The sequence below is a fragment of the Snuella sedimenti genome (assembly GCF_016428595.1).
GTDB classification, from domain to species: domain Bacteria; phylum Bacteroidota; class Bacteroidia; order Flavobacteriales; family Flavobacteriaceae; genus Snuella; species Snuella sedimenti.
In genome coordinates, this window is sequence record NZ_JAELVQ010000005.1 from 119,679 (window position 1) to 136,816 (window position 17,138).

General features: G+C 35.3%; 15 protein-coding genes. 9 read left to right on the plus strand and 6 right to left on the minus strand.

Annotated features, from left to right (window positions below; all coding sequences use genetic code 11):
- Window positions 1-67: 67 nt before the first annotated feature.
- Window positions 68-988, plus strand: coding sequence for a M28 family peptidase (locus JF259_RS05850; RefSeq protein ID WP_199114373.1), 921 nt, complete (start codon window positions 68-70; stop codon window positions 986-988).
- Here JF259_RS05850 and JF259_RS05855 read toward each other — a convergent pair.
- Window positions 985-4,395, minus strand: a complete 3,411-nt coding sequence (locus tag JF259_RS05855; protein WP_199114374.1) for a hypothetical protein — start codon at window positions 4,393-4,395, stop codon at window positions 985-987. The two genes, JF259_RS05850 and JF259_RS05855, sit on opposite strands and share 4 nt — an antisense overlap.
- Window positions 4,396-4,570: 175 nt before the next feature.
- Between JF259_RS05855 and JF259_RS05860 the strand changes: the two genes are divergently transcribed.
- The 3 genes from JF259_RS05860 (at window position 4,571) to JF259_RS05870 (ending at window position 7,552) form a co-directional block, all read left to right on the plus strand.
- Complete coding sequence (locus JF259_RS05860) at window positions 4,571-5,344, plus strand: exodeoxyribonuclease III (protein ID WP_199114375.1); 774 nt, start codon at window positions 4,571-4,573, stop codon at window positions 5,342-5,344.
- A 33-nt stretch (window positions 5,345-5,377) separates the two neighbouring features.
- Window positions 5,378-6,337: an OmpA/MotB family protein gene (locus tag JF259_RS05865; RefSeq protein ID WP_199114376.1), complete on the plus strand. Its 960-nt coding sequence runs from the start codon at window positions 5,378-5,380 to the stop codon at window positions 6,335-6,337.
- A 177-nt stretch (window positions 6,338-6,514) separates the two neighbouring features.
- On the plus strand, window positions 6,515-7,552 hold the full coding sequence (locus tag JF259_RS05870) for an NADP(H)-dependent aldo-keto reductase (RefSeq protein ID WP_199114377.1): 1,038 nt from the start codon (window positions 6,515-6,517) through the stop codon (window positions 7,550-7,552).
- A gap of 152 nt (window positions 7,553-7,704) precedes the next feature.
- Here JF259_RS05870 and JF259_RS05875 read toward each other — a convergent pair whose 3' ends face one another.
- Entirely contained in the window at window positions 7,705-8,103 is a 399-nt protein-coding gene (locus tag JF259_RS05875; protein ID WP_199114378.1) for a heavy-metal-associated domain-containing protein, read from the minus strand.
- Between the two features lie 220 nt (window positions 8,104-8,323).
- On the opposite strand from JF259_RS05875, the gene JF259_RS05880 reads away from it, so the two are divergent.
- The 4 genes from JF259_RS05880 (at window position 8,324) to JF259_RS05895 (ending at window position 10,039) form a co-directional block, all read left to right on the plus strand.
- Window positions 8,324-8,773, plus strand: coding sequence for a DUF4199 family protein (locus JF259_RS05880; RefSeq protein ID WP_199114379.1), 450 nt, complete (start codon window positions 8,324-8,326; stop codon window positions 8,771-8,773).
- An 81-nt stretch (window positions 8,774-8,854) separates the two neighbouring features.
- Window positions 8,855-9,355 carry a 50S ribosomal protein L21 gene (gene rplU / locus JF259_RS05885; RefSeq protein WP_199114380.1) on the plus strand — a complete coding sequence of 167 codons (501 nt, stop codon included), beginning with the start codon at window positions 8,855-8,857 and terminating at the stop codon, window positions 9,353-9,355.
- A 24-nt stretch (window positions 9,356-9,379) separates the two neighbouring features.
- Window positions 9,380-9,640, plus strand: coding sequence for a 50S ribosomal protein L27 (gene rpmA, locus JF259_RS05890; protein ID WP_199114381.1), 261 nt, complete (start codon window positions 9,380-9,382; stop codon window positions 9,638-9,640).
- A gap of 126 nt (window positions 9,641-9,766) precedes the next feature.
- Window positions 9,767-10,039: a hypothetical protein gene (locus tag JF259_RS05895; protein ID WP_199114382.1), complete on the plus strand. Its 273-nt coding sequence runs from the start codon at window positions 9,767-9,769 to the stop codon at window positions 10,037-10,039.
- Window positions 10,040-10,127: 88 nt separating this feature from the next.
- Here the strand turns inward: JF259_RS05895 and JF259_RS05900 are convergent, their stop codons facing one another.
- On the minus strand, window positions 10,128-12,773 hold the full coding sequence (locus tag JF259_RS05900; protein WP_199114383.1) for a DUF7133 domain-containing protein: 2,646 nt from the start codon (window positions 12,771-12,773) through the stop codon (window positions 10,128-10,130).
- Window positions 12,774-13,186: 413 nt separating this feature from the next.
- On the minus strand, window positions 13,187-13,657 hold the full coding sequence (locus tag JF259_RS05905; RefSeq protein ID WP_199114384.1) for a very short patch repair endonuclease: 471 nt from the start codon (window positions 13,655-13,657) through the stop codon (window positions 13,187-13,189).
- A gap of 14 nt (window positions 13,658-13,671) precedes the next feature.
- On the opposite strand from JF259_RS05905, the gene JF259_RS05910 reads away from it, so the two are divergent.
- Window positions 13,672-14,451 (plus strand): Eco47II family restriction endonuclease, encoded by a 780-nt coding sequence (locus tag JF259_RS05910; protein WP_199114385.1) that lies wholly within the window; start codon window positions 13,672-13,674, stop codon window positions 14,449-14,451.
- A gap of 6 nt (window positions 14,452-14,457) precedes the next feature.
- On the opposite strand, the gene dcm is transcribed toward JF259_RS05910, so the two are convergent.
- Both dcm and JF259_RS05920 read right to left on the minus strand, forming a co-directional pair.
- Window positions 14,458-15,735, minus strand: coding sequence for a DNA (cytosine-5-)-methyltransferase (gene dcm, locus JF259_RS05915; protein ID WP_199114386.1), 1,278 nt, complete (start codon window positions 15,733-15,735; stop codon window positions 14,458-14,460).
- Between the two features lie 278 nt (window positions 15,736-16,013).
- Window positions 16,014-17,060: an IS4 family transposase gene (locus JF259_RS05920; RefSeq protein WP_233164132.1), complete on the minus strand. Its 1,047-nt coding sequence runs from the start codon at window positions 17,058-17,060 to the stop codon at window positions 16,014-16,016.
- Window positions 17,061-17,138: the final 78 nt, after the last annotated feature.

Here is a 17,138-nt window from a genome sequence, read left to right on the forward strand (position 1 = left end):
TAATATCTAAAACCCAAGCTTATGCTTGGGTTTTTTAGTTAGATTTGATTGTAAATTTAAAACTAATATGTACAAGCCTATAATTGTAATACTTGTTGCTTGTTTATGCTCTGTTGTTGATGTTTTTGGTCAAAACATATCAAAAGATAATGGTTTGTTGTTTAATGAAGCCTTGCTCTTACAGCATGTAAAGACCTTGTCATCTGATGCTTTCGAAGGACGCCGTACAGGAACTAAAGGTGCGATGAAGACAAAGGAATATATAATCAACCAATTCCATACCTTAAAAGTATTGCCAATAAAAGAGACTTACGAACAGCCGTTTTCGTTTGTAAAAGGAAAGAAGGTGTTTGACGGGGTAAATATTTTAGGAAAGATTAAAGGGAGTGTATTTCCCGATAAGTATATTGTAATTAGTGCGCATTATGACCATGAGGGAATTAAGCGAGGCAACATTTACAATGGAGCCGACGATAATGCATCTGGCGTGGGAGCACTGTTTAGCATTGCTGAATATTTAAAAAATAATCCGCCGAAACATTCAATTATCCTAGCAGCATTTGATGCTGAAGAATTAGAACTTCAAGGATCTAAGCATTTTGTGCATCATCCCTTTGTGCCTTTAAATAAAATAAAGGTGAATATTAATATGGATATGATTAGCAGAAGTGATAATAAGGAGTTGTTTGTTGTTGGTTCTCGGTATAATAAATCATTGGAACATATCATTAGAAATGCGGTCTCAGTTAACAAAATAAAGCTAAGTGTTGGCTATGATGGTACTAAAAGAGGCGAAAATTGGATTTATTCTTCCGATCATGCTTGGTTTCATAGAAAAGGTATTCCCTTCCTGTACTTTGGAGTGGTCGATCATGAGGATTATCACGAACCAACAGATGACTATGAAAACATACAACCAGCATTCTATATAGAAGCTGTTAAGGTTATTATTTCCGTACTAGATAAAGTGGACCGTTCAACATTTTAAAAATAGGCCTTTAGTTGAACAGATCCGGTATGTATGGTTTTACTGGTTTCTGTTTTTCTGCCAAAGTAACTTAGGTTAAGGTCCAAAAAGTTAGTGAGTTTTTTTTGAGCCAATAAGCTCCACGTAAAGTTTTTTCCAGATTGCAAACCTTCTAGCATTTGGTACGATATAGGGGTATTTGAGCTGCCATTAAAAGTATTTGAGAAATAATTGAATTCGCCATTAATGGCGCCCTTTTGCCTGTTGGAAAAACTAAAAGAAAGGCCATATTTTTGTTGACTCAGAGACTCTTGGCTTCCAATGGTATTGTCTTTTGTGGCTAGTTGGTAAAAAATACTAAAACTGGAAGTGTCGCCAAACAAATAAGATAATTTAGGGTTAAAACGTGTTTCATCAAAATTATAATTTTTGCTTGGAAAGTTTTCACTAATACTTTCATTGACTTCAAAGGCAGTTAGCAAATTTACTAGCCAGCTTTCAGCAAACTTGTGGTTAAAGTTAAGTTGGTGGCTTTTTAAACTGTTAGAAATGAAACCAATGGATAAGGTGTTCTTTGATGAATTGGAAAGGAAGGTGTATGAGCTTGTGTAATGCTGTTTTCCCCGATTAAAAAACAAAACATTTTTAAAGTTTAATTGTAATCCCAATTGGTTATTAATATCTGTGTCGAATGGATTTAGATTGAAGTTGTTGCCATCGCGCTTCATCTTACGGTCAATCAAATAACTGGTTTGGTTGTAAAAATGCGACCAGAATTTTTTAGAGTTATCTGTTGCAACAGACCATTGTGTGGGATTGATGGTTAATGTTTGGCTCAATCGGTTTTGATGGGTTTTTACATAAACACGATTGGGTAATAACACACGAATGTATTTGCCTTCATCCTGAAATTTTGCCAATTCAAACTCTTCAAGTTCCTGAATCCCATTGTTGTTATAATCAATCCATGTATAAGAGCCTTGGCCTGGTTCTACTTCAATATAAGTGAAGTCCTGTTGTGGTAGGGTGCCAGAATTGGTTTCAAAAATGGTGTTCCATTGAATAAGTTGTTTGAATAGCTTTTGATTGTACTTTAGCCTAGAATTTATTGATTGTTCGTTATCCAAATTTTGGTCTTCCTTGTTAAGTGTTCGGTAATTGGCGTATAGAGAAAGCGATGTGTTGGTGTTTTGGATCAATTTAGACTTTAAATAGTAGGTGTTAGAGGTATTTACCTTTGTTAGTTTATTGTTCCTAATGCTATCATTTATTCTGTGTTTATAGCCTATTTCAGCAAATATCTTGGTGCTGTCTCCAAAACCCATAAAGAGTTGGTAAGACTTAAATTTTTGGCTTAAAGGTGTTAAAATATCTGTGTTTTTGTCTTTTTGCTCGTTGTGTTCTACGGCAATTCTAGTGCCCAACCAGCTTTTTTGCATCCCATAGGTTATTGTATTATAAGATCGTAAAAATGTAGAGGTGTTTATATGTGATTTAGCATTTAGAAAACTGGAATGGGAAAAAAGATGAAATTTGTTTAATAGGAGGTCAATATTGGAAACGTGTCTGTTGCCATTAAAGTTTTCAGAATACTCTAAATGTTCTAACTGATAATTAACAAGTCCCTTTCTGGGGTGGTTTAGATTAAGACCGGTAATAAAGAGGTGCTGATTTCCTAATGGGGTTTTAATATTCCAATCACGAGAAAATTCAGCATTATATAAACGCTCAATGGTTTTAAACTGTTTATGGATATAATCAGTGTCAGCAAAAGCCTCTAAACTCCAAAGACTATCATTTTTTATAAGTGTTTGGCTTATTTTTAGTTTTCCGGCAAAACCATCATTATTGTTGTCATCGAGATTGGAAAATAGGTTCAGGTCGTTTTTACTCCCTGCTGCTTCAAAATGGATCATGGTTTTTTTAGAAGGTTGGTAGCGACCATTAATAACAGCTATTTGTAATTTTACTGGAGCAATAAGTTGTATTATTGGAGCATAGTTGCCTTGTGAAACTCCGGCAATAGGGTTTATGTATTCATAAATATTGTCAATTGTATTACTGTTCTTTAGAACATAGTCGCCTTGGTTTTGGCCTACTTGTGTAAAGGTTACGCGGTATAATGTATCGTCTGGACTGTTAGAGAACACAAAAGCCTCAGCACCATTAATGAATTCTTTTTTGTAAAGAATTCTGTTTTCATTTTGGGATTCTAACACTTCAGAAGATCCTACCATTAAACTTTTGTCATCACCGGCATTCGATAATATTTGTACTTGGTCTTCAGAAAGGTTTTGTTGTAAGGGCTGATTTTTAGCATCGTTTTCAGAATATACCGAAACACCTATGTCTAATTTTTTACTTTTAATTCTTCCCCCGCCATAAGCTACCAGGCGAGAATAGTTTCGTTCACTAAATTGATAATCGACCGTTATGCGCATTTCAGATGTTATGGGGAATGTAGCATTAAATGTAATCTCACCCGCATTGTAATCTATAATATAATCTTGGTCTTCACCACGCTTAACAGCTACGCCGTTAACATATACTGTTTCACTTCCCGAAACGACAAGAACAAAAAGTTCCCCATTTTGCCCTTGAAGTTTATAAGGGCCTTGATTGCCTTCTTGTGCTGTAAATTGACTTCTTGTAAATTGTCCGCGAACCAAAGCACCGGCAGCAAATAAATATGTTTCAGTTGTTTCGTTGTCAAGATGAGCTTGAACCGATAAGCCTTGAACACGCTTAGAAAAGTTAGCAAAATAAGAGTCTTTGTTTTGTAGGTCTATATCGCCAGCACGAATATTCCATTTGTCACTGAATAGCTCAATAAAAACTTGGTCGAATTCGTCCAAACGCTGTGAGTATCCACTTTCTTGAAGCGGTATGTTGGCATCTTGAATAGAGGCTCTCAATGTAACTTTGTCATTTAGTTTTCCTGTAATTTGAAGATCGAGTTCGCTGTTTAGAACAGAATTTTGATTATTGCCAATTGTAACGCCCCTAGAAATACTTCCAGAAGTTGTTAAGCCATCAAAAGGTGTAAACGTATTAGATGTATTAGGTTGTGTTAGTTTATATAATGTTTGTGCATTTTTATTGTTTTTTAGAATAACAGATTCGTCTAATTGCTTATAGGTTTTCGTTAAAAAATCAGGAAATTTGAGATAACTAATAATAATGGTGTCGGTATCTATAGGTTTGATAAATGTTAAAAAAGCTTTGGGAAAATTAATTTTATAGTAACTTGAATCGATTGTGGTATGATTTTTTCTTGTAACCGAAAAAGTATTTGGATTGATACTAACACTATCAATAAGTACGGTGTCTTTTACAGCTACTTTTTTAGTAACGTAATTAGAGGTTAGTTCTTGAGCGGTTATACAATGAGCCAACAAAAAAATAAGTGAAAATACGAGATATCTCATTAGATACTTAAACTGTAATTAGCATAAAATATTTTGTTGATAGTTTTAGTTAAATCGAATGAAAAATAATAGTGTAAAAGTAAGGCATTATTTAATTTAGCTAAAATTTGATTTTTTCATAAAGAATGACATCAAACGAATTGAAAGTTAGTAATTTAAAAAGTAACAAATAATAATGAATATTATATCGTATAATGTAAATGGTATTCGGGCAGCAATTAATAAAGGTTTTTTGGATTGGCTTAAAAGCGCTAACCCCGATGTTGTATGTTTACAGGAAATAAAGGCATTAAAAGAACAATTGGATTTAAATGTTTTTACAGAACTTGGTTATAAGTACAATTACTGGTTTAGTGCTCAAAAAAAGGGATATAGTGGTGTTGCTATTTTGAGTAAAGTAGAACCAGACCATGTTGAATACGGTACAGGTATTGAGTCGATGGACTTCGAAGGGCGAAATATCCGTGCCGATTTTAATGGTATTTCGGTAATGAGCCTGTATTTGCCATCAGGGACCAATGATGCACGTTTGGATCATAAATTAGAATACATGGCTCTTTTTCAGGACTATATAAATGAACTGAAAAAGGACGTCCCCAATCTTATTATCTGTGGCGATTATAATATTTGTCACGAAGAGATCGACATTCATAACCCAAAAGGACTAAGCAAGGTCTCTGGTTTTTTGCCTGTTGAACGTGAGTGGATAGGTGATTTTATTGATAGCGGATTTATAGATTCATTCCGATATTTAAATAAGGAAAAGCAACAGTACAGTTGGTGGAGTTACCGTGCTAATGCACGAGCCAATAATAAAGGTTGGCGATTAGATTACGCTATGGTCGCACAACCTTTACAAGAAAAAATAAAACGAGCCGTTATACTTTCAGAAGCGGTGCATAGCGATCACTGCCCTATTTTGGTAAACATTGAAAGTGAAACCTCTTAAATTGATATTAACAATAAATAGAACCCAATAAAAATGATCAAGAACATTTCATTATCAGTAATCACATTGATGCTTTTGGCTTCATGTGTATCCCCAAAAGTTTATAAGGAGTTAGAAGGGAAATACGAAAACTTAAAGAAAGAAAACAGAAAGCTTTCTAGAGATAACAATGCGCTTTTAGATGCTAAAAATGCTGCCGAATATGAGTTTAAACAACTTAAAGAAGCCTATGATGAGACGGTTGCAGAGCGTGACAGGTTGTTAAGCGATTACACTGCAACTAAGGCTAATTATGATAATTTGAAGGCTTCTTATGATGCTTTAGAAAAAAACAGTTCGGCCGCTATTGCTAAAAATTCACAAAGGAATAGAGAGCTTTTGGCACAACTAGAAGCTAAAGAAGATGCTTTAGCAGCAGAGAATGAACGTTTAGAAAAACTTAAACGAGAGCTAGAAGAGCGATCTAATCGCGTAGCCGAATTAGAAAATGTTATTGCAGCAAAAGATGCAGCTATGACACAGCTAAAAAATGCTGTTTCAAGAGCGCTGACCGATTTTGAAGGCAAAGGGTTGACCGTGGAACAACGGGACGGAAAAGTATACGTGTCTATGGAAAACAAACTGTTGTTTGGTTCTGGTAGTTGGGCTGTTGGAACAGAAGGAAGAAAAGCTGTTGAACAATTAGGTAGTGTATTGGCCGTAAATCCAGATATTGCCATTTTAATAGAAGGCCATACCGATAATGTACCTTATAAAGGAAGTGGGCAATTGGATGGTAACTGGGATCTATCTACCAAGCGTGCTACAGCAATTGTAAATATTTTAAGAGAGAATACAGCTATTAACCCTGAAAACCTTACAGCAGCTGGACGTGGTGAGTTTGCACCTATTGCTACAAACGATACACCTGAAGGTAAAGCCAAAAATAGACGTATTGAGGTGATTTTAACACCTAAATTGGATGAGTTATCAAAATTGTTGAACGAGAATTAAAACTAAGGCACTTTGTCCATTGACTGGTTGTCTAAACAGGTTAGGTGGAGTTATGTGCTTAATTGGAATTTAATAAAGATAATAGATATAAAGCCTTTTGGAGATTATAAATCTCTGAAAGGTTTTTTATCTTTAGGGTTTATCAAAAAAATATAATTAACTTATAAAAATAAACGTGTGAAATATACAACACTACCCAACACCAATATAAAAGTTAGTAAAATATGTTTGGGTTCGATGACTTGGGGAAACCAAAATACAGAAGCCGAAGGTCATGCGCAATTAGATTATGCGTTTGAGCAAGGTATAAACTTTATAGATACAGCCGAATTGTATCCCGTTCCTGCCTCTGTAGAAACACAAGGTCGAACAAGTAAAATAATTGGAACTTGGCTAAAAAAGACGGGAAACAGGGGCAAAGTGGTTTTAGCATCTAAGATTGCAGGAACAGGTGATTATACTGCGCACATTCGTACGACTGGTTTTAGTAAAGCAGCTATAGATGAAGCTATAAACGCTGAGTTAAAACGATTGCAAACCGATTATATAGATTTATATCAGTTACATTGGCCAGAACGCGATACCAATAGGTTTGGGGTCAGGGATTTTAAATACAATAAAGATGAGGTTTGGAAAGATAATTTCAACACAATACTTCATGCGCTTCAAGAAAATATAAAAACAGGTAAGATTCGACATATAGGTGTTTCCAATGAAAGTTCATGGGGGACGATGCGCTATTTGGAAGAATCGAAAAAGCATGGTTTACCTAGAATGTGCACCATTCAGAATGCATATTCCTTAATAAATAGGGTTTTTGAAGGTGATTTAGCAGAAGTTTCAATACGTGAAAATATAGGCTTGTTAGCCTATTCCCCCATGGCTTTTGGGGTGCTGTCTGGAAAATACATCAAGGGCACGGCAGCAGAAAATGCAAGGCTTAAGCTGTTTCCTAGATTTGCAAGGTACAGCAGTGAACAGGCGACAGAAGCTACAAAGCTTTATTTAAAAATAGCAGAAACCAACCAGATGACCTTAGCACAGATGGCATTGGCTTTTGTTACCCAGCAACCATTTGTAACAAGTAATATTATTGGTGCCACAAATTTAGAACAACTAAAGGAAAATATAGCTAGTATAGATATTACCTTAAGTGATGCAATATTAGATCAGATTAATGCTGTGCATGCGGTAATCCCTAATCCAGCACCGTAGCGCAATTCAAAAAAGAAAAATGAGTTAATCAAAAAGAATTCTTCGACGTTCTGCGTCGGGGTTTCCGTTAAAATTGAAAAAGTACCTTTCTTACTAACATAAGTAAGGCACTTTATTATTTTTAGTAAGCAAGTACTTGCTAGAAAACGTAACTAATTTATGTTTTCAGTTGAAAAGGTTTCAACGGTTTTCATATTGCTGACCTTATAGGTGTCAGAAACTTTAGTTACTGTTTCTTCAAGCAATACAGGCGTTACTTTAGCGTCATTATATTCTACCATAGCTAGCTTTCTGTCAAAGTCTACAGTGGCTCCCTTTACGCCTTCCATTTTAGATATCTTTTTTTCAATGGTTTTGGCACATCCTATAGCGCAGGTCATGCCATCTATGGTAAATTCCGCTTTAGCATAAGTCGCATTTGGGTCTAAGGCCTTAACAGTTTCAGTAGGCTCAATAGTTACTGTTTTAACTTCTGGCTTTGTCTCATTCTTACAGCTTATAAAACATAAAGCAACAAGCATAACAGCGATAATATTTTTTATTGTTTTCATTTTGAGTGTATTTGTACTATGCAAAATTAGAAAATATTGCTGTTTATTGTGCTAAAAATTAAACTTTTAGTTGTTCAAGGTTTTCTTGTCAAAAAATACCTTTGACTTTGTAATTTCAAAAAATTTACTTTTAAAATGTTTTTTTGAGCAAATTAATAATGCTAAAATTATTTTAATACATAAATTTTTACGAAATTTAAGAGAATCAAATTGTGTAAAGATGAAAAAATTATCATTAACCGTTCGATTTGGTCTTGTAACTAGTGCCATCTTAATTGCATATTTTTTAATTCTAGCACTATTCAATAAGCATATTAATCCTGTATTTAGTTTTTTTAATGCAGTTATCACCACCTTTGGGATATACGAAGCAGTTCGTATAACAAAGTTGCAGCATCCAGAAGCTTTTTCTTATGGAGAAGGTTTTAAAACAGGTTTGGTTACAGGCTTTATTGCAACGTTGTTTTTTACCATTTTCTTTTTGTTTTATGCCACAGAAATTAATGTTGGTTTTTTGGGACAATTGTTTAAAACCATTCACGGTGGTTTTAATACAGATATAGGGATGGTAACCTTTATAGTAGCTGTTATGGGCTTTGCAACTACTGTTGTTGCAACACTTGCTGTAATGCAGCTCCTTAAGAATAGCGGAAATATGTCTTCAAAATGAATAAAACGTTTGTAGTTTAATTAATTAGCAGTATATTTGCACTCATTTTTTGAACAAAATTAATTAATAAAACGTTACGCTATGTACGCAATTGTAGAGATAGCAGGGCAACAATTTAAAGTTGTAAAAGACCAAAAAGTTTTTGTTAACCGTTTACAAACAGAAGAAGGAAAGCAAGTAGCTTTCGATAATGTTCTTCTTGTAGCAGATGGTGACAATGTAACTGTAGGCGCCCCAGCTATAGACGGAGCTCAGGTAGGAGCAAAAGTCTTAAAGCACCTAAAAGGTGATAAAGTTATAGTTTTCAAAAAGAAAAGACGCAAGGGTTACCGCGTTAAAAACGGTCACCGTCAAGCCTTAACAGAAATTGTAATTGAAAGTATAGCTGCTTCTGGAGCTAAGAAAGCTGCCCCAGCAAAAGAAGCTAAGAAAGCAGAGCCTAAAGTTGAAGCTCCTAAGGCAGAAGCTTCTCAAGATTTAAGCAAGTTAACAGTTGCTGAATTGAAAGAGATGGCAAAAGCTAAAGGTATTGAAGGAATTTCTTCTATGAAGAAGGCCGATTTAATAGCTGCTTTAAGTTAAATTAAAATCTAAAATCGAAATAAAATGGCACATAAAAAAGGAGTCGGAAGTTCGAAAAACGGTAGAGAATCAGAATCGAAACGCTTAGGTGTTAAGATTTTTGGAGGTCAGGCTGCAATAGCTGGAAACATTATCGTTAGACAAAGAGGTAATACACATCACCCAGGCGAGAATGTATATGCAGGAAAAGATCATACATTACACGCTAAAGTTGATGGCGTTGTAAAGTTTACAAAGAAAAAAGATAACAAGTCTTATGTTTCTATCGAGCCGTTTGAGGCTTAAGAAATAATTTCTTTAAAAATTTAAAGCCCTTTCTGGAAACAGGAAGGGCTTTTTTATTGATTTTATGGAAATAATTAATTAATTTAATAGCATGTAAATAATTATTCTTTCTAAACAATTAAGCATATGAACGTCCCTTTTAGATCTGAAATTAGAAATTCCCCAAATCAGCAAACCATTAAAATTTTCTTAGGAGAGGAGTCATTAGATGAGAAAATTAAAAGGCATTTAGCGAGGTTTGACGAGATAGATTTTATAGAAATACGTGAAACAGTGGGACAGAATAGGGCCAATGAAAATATTACAGTATTTTTAAAAGAAGGTGTTGATATCATTAAAATGAAATCGATTATTGACTCCAGTTTGTGGTGGTACTTTGAGGAAGATATGGTTGAATAATTTGTTAGGTTTCTCTTGGCATTGGAATATATAAAAAATCCCCGGCTGTCATACAACTGGGGATTTTTTATATGAATATATTATACTATTACTTTTTCTGTTTAGATAAGTAAGTTACCAGAGAGGCAAATTCTTCGAAGGAAAGTGCATTGGCTAATCCAGCAGGCATCATTGATGTTTCTAATTCATCCCGACTGGCAATATCACTGGTTTTTATTGTAAACTCCTGGCCAGCGATATTACGCATTACCAATTTGTCTGGAGTCTCAGAAGTTACAAACCCTGCGTAGCTTTTTTCATCTTTGGTATGTACCATTACAGTTGCAAACCCTTGTGAAATGGATGCGTTTGGTTTTAATATAGATTCAGCAATTTGCTCACGCGTCATAATGGAGCCAATTTGCCCCATAAATGGTCCTTTTAAAGCCTCTCCTTTTTTAATACTATGGCAAGCAACACAACCTTGTTGGGTAAATAGTTTTTCGCCCTTAGCAGGGTCTCCTTTAATTTTGGAAATGGCAATCATGACGTCTTCGATAGATGTTTTGCCTATTTGTCCTTTCTTGTTTTTTATTTTTTCGAGATCAACTTTGGTTTCTTCTTTGGCTATAGTTTCTTTTTCGCCACCAAAAACAGCAATTCCCATACGATGTTTTTCGTTTAAGTCTGCAAAAAAGCCTTTTTCGCTATCATTAGTTTGCTGCCAAACTTTGGTTAAGAAAGCTTCAATTTTTGGAGATCCCTCCCATGTTATACCTTTATAATAAGGGCCATGTGTGTCAGGGCGAGTACTCCACCACCAAGAACCGTCATAAGGCGCTTCTTTTTTATATAATCTGGATAATGTAGTAAGGATTTCTTTTTTAAAAGGTTCGTTTTCTGAAGCATTATAGGCTTCAATGAGCCCATCTATTGTACGTGTATCATGCATGTACTTCAATGCCCAGATTCCTAAAGCGGATGCTTCATTTTTAACAGCTTGTAAACAAGCATCTATAGCATTCATATTAACCAAGGCCTTTACTGCTAAATGTGCTGGGATAATAGCACTGTTAGGGGTCGCATGAGGGCCTTCGGTTCCTTTGGCAGGTACAGTAGCGTTAGCAGGAACAGGAATTTGCAACAGCGCATTTGCTGTTTTGGGGTTACCTATACGACCTAGCCCAACAATCGCAGCTGCTTTAACCCGATCTGAAGGATCTTTTAATGCATCGACAAATACGTTTACTGGTACTTCCTTTAATCTTGATTTACGATCCGTTATAGCTCTTAAGGTAAACTCTTTTACTGTTTTATCTTGACTTAGTTCTATTAAATTTTCAAGTGTTCCTTTATAGTTAATTTGAGCATAAGCGAATATCGCAGCAACTCTGCTATCTAAAGGAAGCTCTTTATTAGAAGCAATATCCCAAGCTGCTGCTGCTGCTTTTTTTGCGGATCTGGTAATTAACTCTTGTTGGGCGTACAATCTAACAGTAGCCGATCGTTCTTTAAGCAATCTTGCCAATTCTTTTACAGATAGTTTCTTAAGATTAGGAAAAGCTTTGTGTTCCCAGTTTTTAGGTACAGCTCTTGTTACAAAGCCTTTATCTGGGTTTCCAGAATATCCAGCACCATCCCAAGCACTCATATATAAACGCCCAGAAGCATCGATGTCCAGATCGGTAATTTGGGCTAACTTAACAAATGCTTCTTCTGTTTGCTTAAAACTTGCACCGTCTGGTGAAACACGATGGATAAATAGTTGGTTTCTTCCCCAGTCGGCCATCATTGGAACATGGTTATACTGCTCTGGCCATCTATTATCATCCATAAAAAGAGCACCTGTGCCAGAACCTCCACCAACATCTACAAGAGCAGGAATGATTTCATTGGTAAAATGTTTGAATAAAACAGGATAGCCATACTCTCCAGATTGGATGTGATGGGCAAATCGTACATTCCAACCCCCTCCATCGTTGGTGTTCCCTCTGGTGTATATGTTCATATACGGATCTATAGCGACATCATAAATATTTCTCAGTCCGTGTGTGTAGATCTCCATTTCGGTACCGTCTGGTCTAACTCTAACAACACCACCACCAAGCATGGTCATTTTTTTTCCAGTACGGTCTGTAGCATTATGAAAACCAAAATCACCTACCGCAATGTAAATCCATCCGTCAATCCCCATTCGAATGCCATTAGTCGCATGATCGGTGCCTCTCTTGACAATATATGTAGGAGAGCAAATATTTTCGATAATTGGTTTAGAAGGTCCATCAGCAATATCATCATGATCTTTATCCTCAAAAACAACGAGATCCATGCCTGTAGCTATACCCGTTTCCTTTGAAAACGTTGTGTGAAGTACAAAAAGCTGGTCACCTAAAGCGATAATGCCTCTTGGGTTATCAACTTTGGCATACTCAGAATATAAATCTGCTTTACCATCGTTATCTTTATCGATCAGTTTTATAATACTTCCTTTTCCAGGTTCTTTTCCAAGAGATCCCATCATATCAACACCAACGTAAACTTCTCCTGAAGGTGCGACGGCCAAGCAAGCAGGGCTGGGAACAATGTCTGGTCCAGCAAAGGGTGTAATTAAGATGTCTTTAGGGTTGCCATCGGTTTCTATTTTAACCCCAATAGAATTGTTGTCAATGGGAATGGCTTTGCTCTCTACTTGAGTGCAGTTTTGAAGCGTAAAGACCGTTATTACGATACATGAAAGTTTTAATAGGTAATGCATTTGTTTAATTTATGAGGTTCTTTTTTATGAATTTATACTACTTTGATTTTAACAATGTTTCACACGTTTAAATTTTAGTAATTAATTGATTTTATTGTAATTATAAAATTAAGAACGTGTGTAACCACTCCTTACACTCGTTCTCTCATTAAAAATTTTAAACATTTCCTTTTGTAAAGTAATTTTTAAATTTCTTAATGCTCGTTTCATATACTTGTACATAATCTTAATCGGTTGTTTGGTTAAGATATTTCAGGTAGGAGGTTTATAATCAAATTGATTGCATGTAAAAATAGATAACTTGTTGTTTAGTATCGTTTAATATTTTTCATTGAAAAAAACCAAACAAGAAAATACTTTAAGATAAGTTAGGTTTTTAACAGTTATAATTCTACTAATCTTATAGCCAAGGGCTAGTTGGTAGTCCCAGTCGATATGTAAACAAGCACGTCATTAACACAACGATTTAAATCTGTTTTGATTTCGTTAGCCCAAAATCTAAATACCGAGAAGCCCATTTCATAAAGTTGGAGATTAACCTCTTTATCACGTTGTAGGTTGCGTTCTATTTTCGGAATCCAAAATTCTCGATTTTTCTTGATCGTTTTTTTACGTTCACTCCAATTGTAACCATGCCAAAATTCACCGTCAATAAAAATGGCTAGTTTATATTTTTTAATGGATATATCTGGTCGTCCGGGAAGTTGTTTACTGTCTACACGATAACGAATGCCTTTTGCCCATAAAGTTTTTCTAAATAGAAGTTCTGGTTTGGTGTTTTTGCTCCTAATTTTGCTCATGATTTTTGAGCGTTTTTTGGTAGTGTAAAACCCTGAGGCCTCATTAAAACGTGGAACTTTTATTTTATTATCTTCGTACGACATATATGGCACAAAATATGAATAATTCCAATCAATCGGAAAACAAGTATGTGAGTTTTGTTTCTGATGTACATTTGTTACAATGTATTGAAAATTTATATAATGCCTATATGCGGGCAAAGTCAAATTTTACAAAGAAGAAATTTTATGCAAATAAAGTAGATACCATAAAGCTTATTTTTGATTCAAGTTTTAATAATCTAAGTGAAGAAGAATTAATTAAACTGGAAATTTCCCGTCAAATAGATAAGTCCGTAAATAATGCGATTGGGACTTTTCATGAACAAATATTAGGAGGGATTAATGGGTATGAAAATGGCATTATGGATGGGTTTGATATAAAGGCTAATGACAATACACTGTTTGCAGATATAAAGAACAAACACAATACAATGAACAGTAGTTCTGCTGAAAGCTTATTTCAAAAACTAGCTCGATATGCTAATGATTATAAGGAAGCACAATGTTATTGGGTGCAAATTTTAGCCACCAAAAGCTTTAATGAAAAGTGGTTTTCTATAATTAATGGAAAAGAATATAGTCATAGTCGAGTTTATAAAATTTCAGGTGATCAATTTTACGCTTTGCTAACGGGTAATAAAAAGGCTTTTTATGAACTATACAATGCTTTGCCATTGGCTATAAATGACTTTTTGAAGACTGTGAAAGAGGAATCAGAACAGACCAATTTCTTAACAACAGAGTTAAAAGACAGCGCAAAGAACAATAAAAGAACAATCTTGGATGAAATTACATTCGATAATTATTTTTATTATTCAGGGTTTAGTAAAATTTAGTTGTTGTCAATTAACGAGCTCATTGTCTTTAAGTTTAGGCTGCGTTTCTAATTCGGCAACATAACATTTATTTAAAAAACTTACGATAGAAAATCCAATTTCCTTTGCTAGATTTACCGGAACGGCGTTACCTATTTGTTTATATTGCTGAGAAATAGAGCCTTCAAAGATCCAATCATCAGGGAATGTTTGTATCCTGGCATATTCACGAACGGTAAAAGGCCTGGTTTCGTCTGGGTGACAGCGTTCAGTTTGTTTTTGGGCCGGGCTACAGGTTAATGTTAAGCAAGGTTCGTCCCACCCTATGCGTCTAGCCATTCCTGTTTTGCCTCCACCTAAATAAAAGCTTTTCTGCATATATTCTTTTTGAATGTCAATCGGTAAATCCCGCCAATAGCCCTTTGGAGGAACTAAGTCTAACACTGCCTTTTTGTGATTGGGGTATTTTGCACCACCAGATTTAGGTACGTTTGTAGGGAATAAAGCCCCTTTTTTCAAAGCATCTTTTAGTGTATATATTTCGGAAAAAGGTTTTGGGTATTGGTATTCGATATGAATATCTTTCCTAACGGCTACTAAAATTAAACGCTCACGTTTTTGGGGAACATTATAGTTTATGGCTTTTAATACTCTTACAGGAGAGACAACATTATAGCCGATTTCATCTAAAATGGATATCATCCCTTTAAGTGTTTTGCCTCCATCATGATTTAAAAGGCCGCGAACGTTTTCTCCGATACAAATTTGGGGCATGGTTTCTTGAACAACTCTTGCAAATTCATAGAATAAGGTGCCTCGAGCATCTTCGAGTCCTAATTTTTTACCCGCATAACTAAATGCTTGACAGGGAAAGCCTCCTGTAACAACATCAACATGTCCTTTGTATTTGGAGAAATTAACTTCTTTAATGTCATTTTCAATAACATGCCATTGTGGTCTATTGGTTCTAAGGGTTTTACAGGCCCATTTGTCAATTTCATTAAGAGCGGTGCAATTTATGCCTGCTTGCTCCAATCCTATGGCAAGACCTCCAGCTCCTGCAAAAAGTTCAAGGACATGATAATTCTTAAGAGGAGCTTCAAAATTTCCTTTGTCAATTTTGTTAAAATAGGATTTGAATTCTGGAAACATTTCCAGTTGTTCTTTTTTGTAAACTCGATAATTACTGATAGGCTCTCTAACTGCTTCTAATTTGCCGTCATTATCCCACCTTCTTAAGGTTTCAGGATTTTTCCCAAGGATTTCAGCAGCTTCAGATACTGAGTAATAGTCTTTTATAACCATATTATACAACCTTATATATGGTTATAAATCTATAAATATTGATTAGAAAAATAAAATCTATTTCATGAAAAAATAAATAACTTATTCACAACTTTTCAGGAAATGGAAAATGTCAAGATGAGTTCAATAAAAGAGGCTGTCAGAAAATCTATGACAGCCTCTTACTTTTAGTATTTTCAATCATTAGTGTCCGACTAAAATACGGATTTATCGAGAAAGGTCAATTTCTTCCAATAAAAGCGTTTACTATACAGTATTCTCCAATAGCAAGGGGGTCATTAAAACAAAGCGAGTTGTTTGTCGGGAGGTTTGGTCGTTAGTTGTTTCCATTGTTTTTCAGGGTTTTCAAGGAATTTGAATAGGTCAATGTAGGTCATAAGGTGGAACCTCACCATAGAGACCATATTTGAGTATGCCCATTTTCGTTTTGTTTTACGTTGTATTACCAGCATCAATAGCTGAATGATAAGTCCACACCAAATCTGTAATTCTATGGCATTTTGGTTGTCACCCAAGAAGTATTTGAGTGGAAAGTTCTGTTTTAATCTTTTAAACATCGTCTCTATCTGCCATCGATGTTTGTAAATAGCAGCGATCTTGTCGGGTTCTAGTTCAAAATGATTGCTGATAAACTCATACACCTTTGCTTTTTGGCTATCCCAATATGCAATGCGTCTTAGTTCAATGGTTTTGCCTTTGTTTTGGACATGAATACGTTCATCTTTTAATACGGCATCACTTGTGGTTTCGGACAGTTCGAACTCTTCTATGCTCGTATAGACGGCATTATCCTTTTGTCTGGTTACAAAATAGATGTCATCCTGGGTCCATTGCAAGTATTGTAGGTAATCATTATAGGCCTTATCAAATACCACAAAAGAACCTTTTTCTAAGTTCAGTTCTTTTAAAAAGGTATGATCGTGCGTAGCTGCACTACTAAAACGGACAAGACATGGCACATCATCCAAGGCATTGATCATGGTGTGCATCTTAATGCCCCCTTTCTTTTTGCCGTTGATGGGATTACGCCCAACTCCCTTTAAAATATCACTGAACAGGCTTATTGTGGTAGAATCGACAATCTTTAAATGCTTTACGGGCAAAGAAAGTGGACTGCTGTCCGATAAAAAAGAAGCATACATGTTATAAAGGGCATAATAGACACTCCCAAAAACAGAACTACTTCTATTCCTGTTGGCATCGGACAAGGTGCTTCGCTTTGGGAAATGCTTCAAGTTTAAATGTCCTATTCTGCCTTCACAAGCAAGCAAAACAGTTGATAGTTCACGTAATGAGCTTACGCCGCTCAAGGTGGCATATAGCATCGTTACCGGTGGTCGTAGGTTTTAAATCGCTTATAGTACTTGTCACTGTCCTGTTGTTTAACTGTCCGAGAAATAATT

Coding starts and splice junctions, on each gene's coding strand:
- JF259_RS05850 (WP_199114373.1), top strand. CDS start 68: ATGTACAAGCCTATAATTGTAATACTTGTTGCTTGTTTATGCTCTGTT.
- JF259_RS05855 (WP_199114374.1), bottom strand. CDS start 4,395: ATGAGATATCTCGTATTTTCACTTATTTTTTTGTTGGCTCATTGTATA.
- JF259_RS05860 (WP_199114375.1), top strand. CDS start 4,571: ATGAATATTATATCGTATAATGTAAATGGTATTCGGGCAGCAATTAAT.
- JF259_RS05865 (WP_199114376.1), top strand. CDS start 5,378: ATGATCAAGAACATTTCATTATCAGTAATCACATTGATGCTTTTGGCT.
- JF259_RS05875 (WP_199114378.1), bottom strand. CDS start 8,103: ATGAAAACAATAAAAAATATTATCGCTGTTATGCTTGTTGCTTTATGT.
- JF259_RS05880 (WP_199114379.1), top strand. CDS start 8,324: ATGAAAAAATTATCATTAACCGTTCGATTTGGTCTTGTAACTAGTGCC.
- rplU (WP_199114380.1), top strand. CDS start 8,855: ATGTACGCAATTGTAGAGATAGCAGGGCAACAATTTAAAGTTGTAAAA.
- rpmA (WP_199114381.1), top strand. CDS start 9,380: ATGGCACATAAAAAAGGAGTCGGAAGTTCGAAAAACGGTAGAGAATCA.
- JF259_RS05895 (WP_199114382.1), top strand. CDS start 9,767: ATGAACGTCCCTTTTAGATCTGAAATTAGAAATTCCCCAAATCAGCAA.
- JF259_RS05900 (WP_199114383.1), bottom strand. CDS start 12,773: ATGCATTACCTATTAAAACTTTCATGTATCGTAATAACGGTCTTTACG.
- JF259_RS05905 (WP_199114384.1), bottom strand. CDS start 13,657: ATGTCGTACGAAGATAATAAAATAAAAGTTCCACGTTTTAATGAGGCC.
- JF259_RS05910 (WP_199114385.1), top strand. CDS start 13,672: ATGAATAATTCCAATCAATCGGAAAACAAGTATGTGAGTTTTGTTTCT.
- dcm (WP_199114386.1), bottom strand. CDS start 15,735: ATGGTTATAAAAGACTATTACTCAGTATCTGAAGCTGCTGAAATCCTT.
- JF259_RS05920 (WP_233164132.1), bottom strand. CDS start 17,060: ATGCTATATGCCACCTTGAGCGGCGTAAGCTCATTACGTGAACTATCA.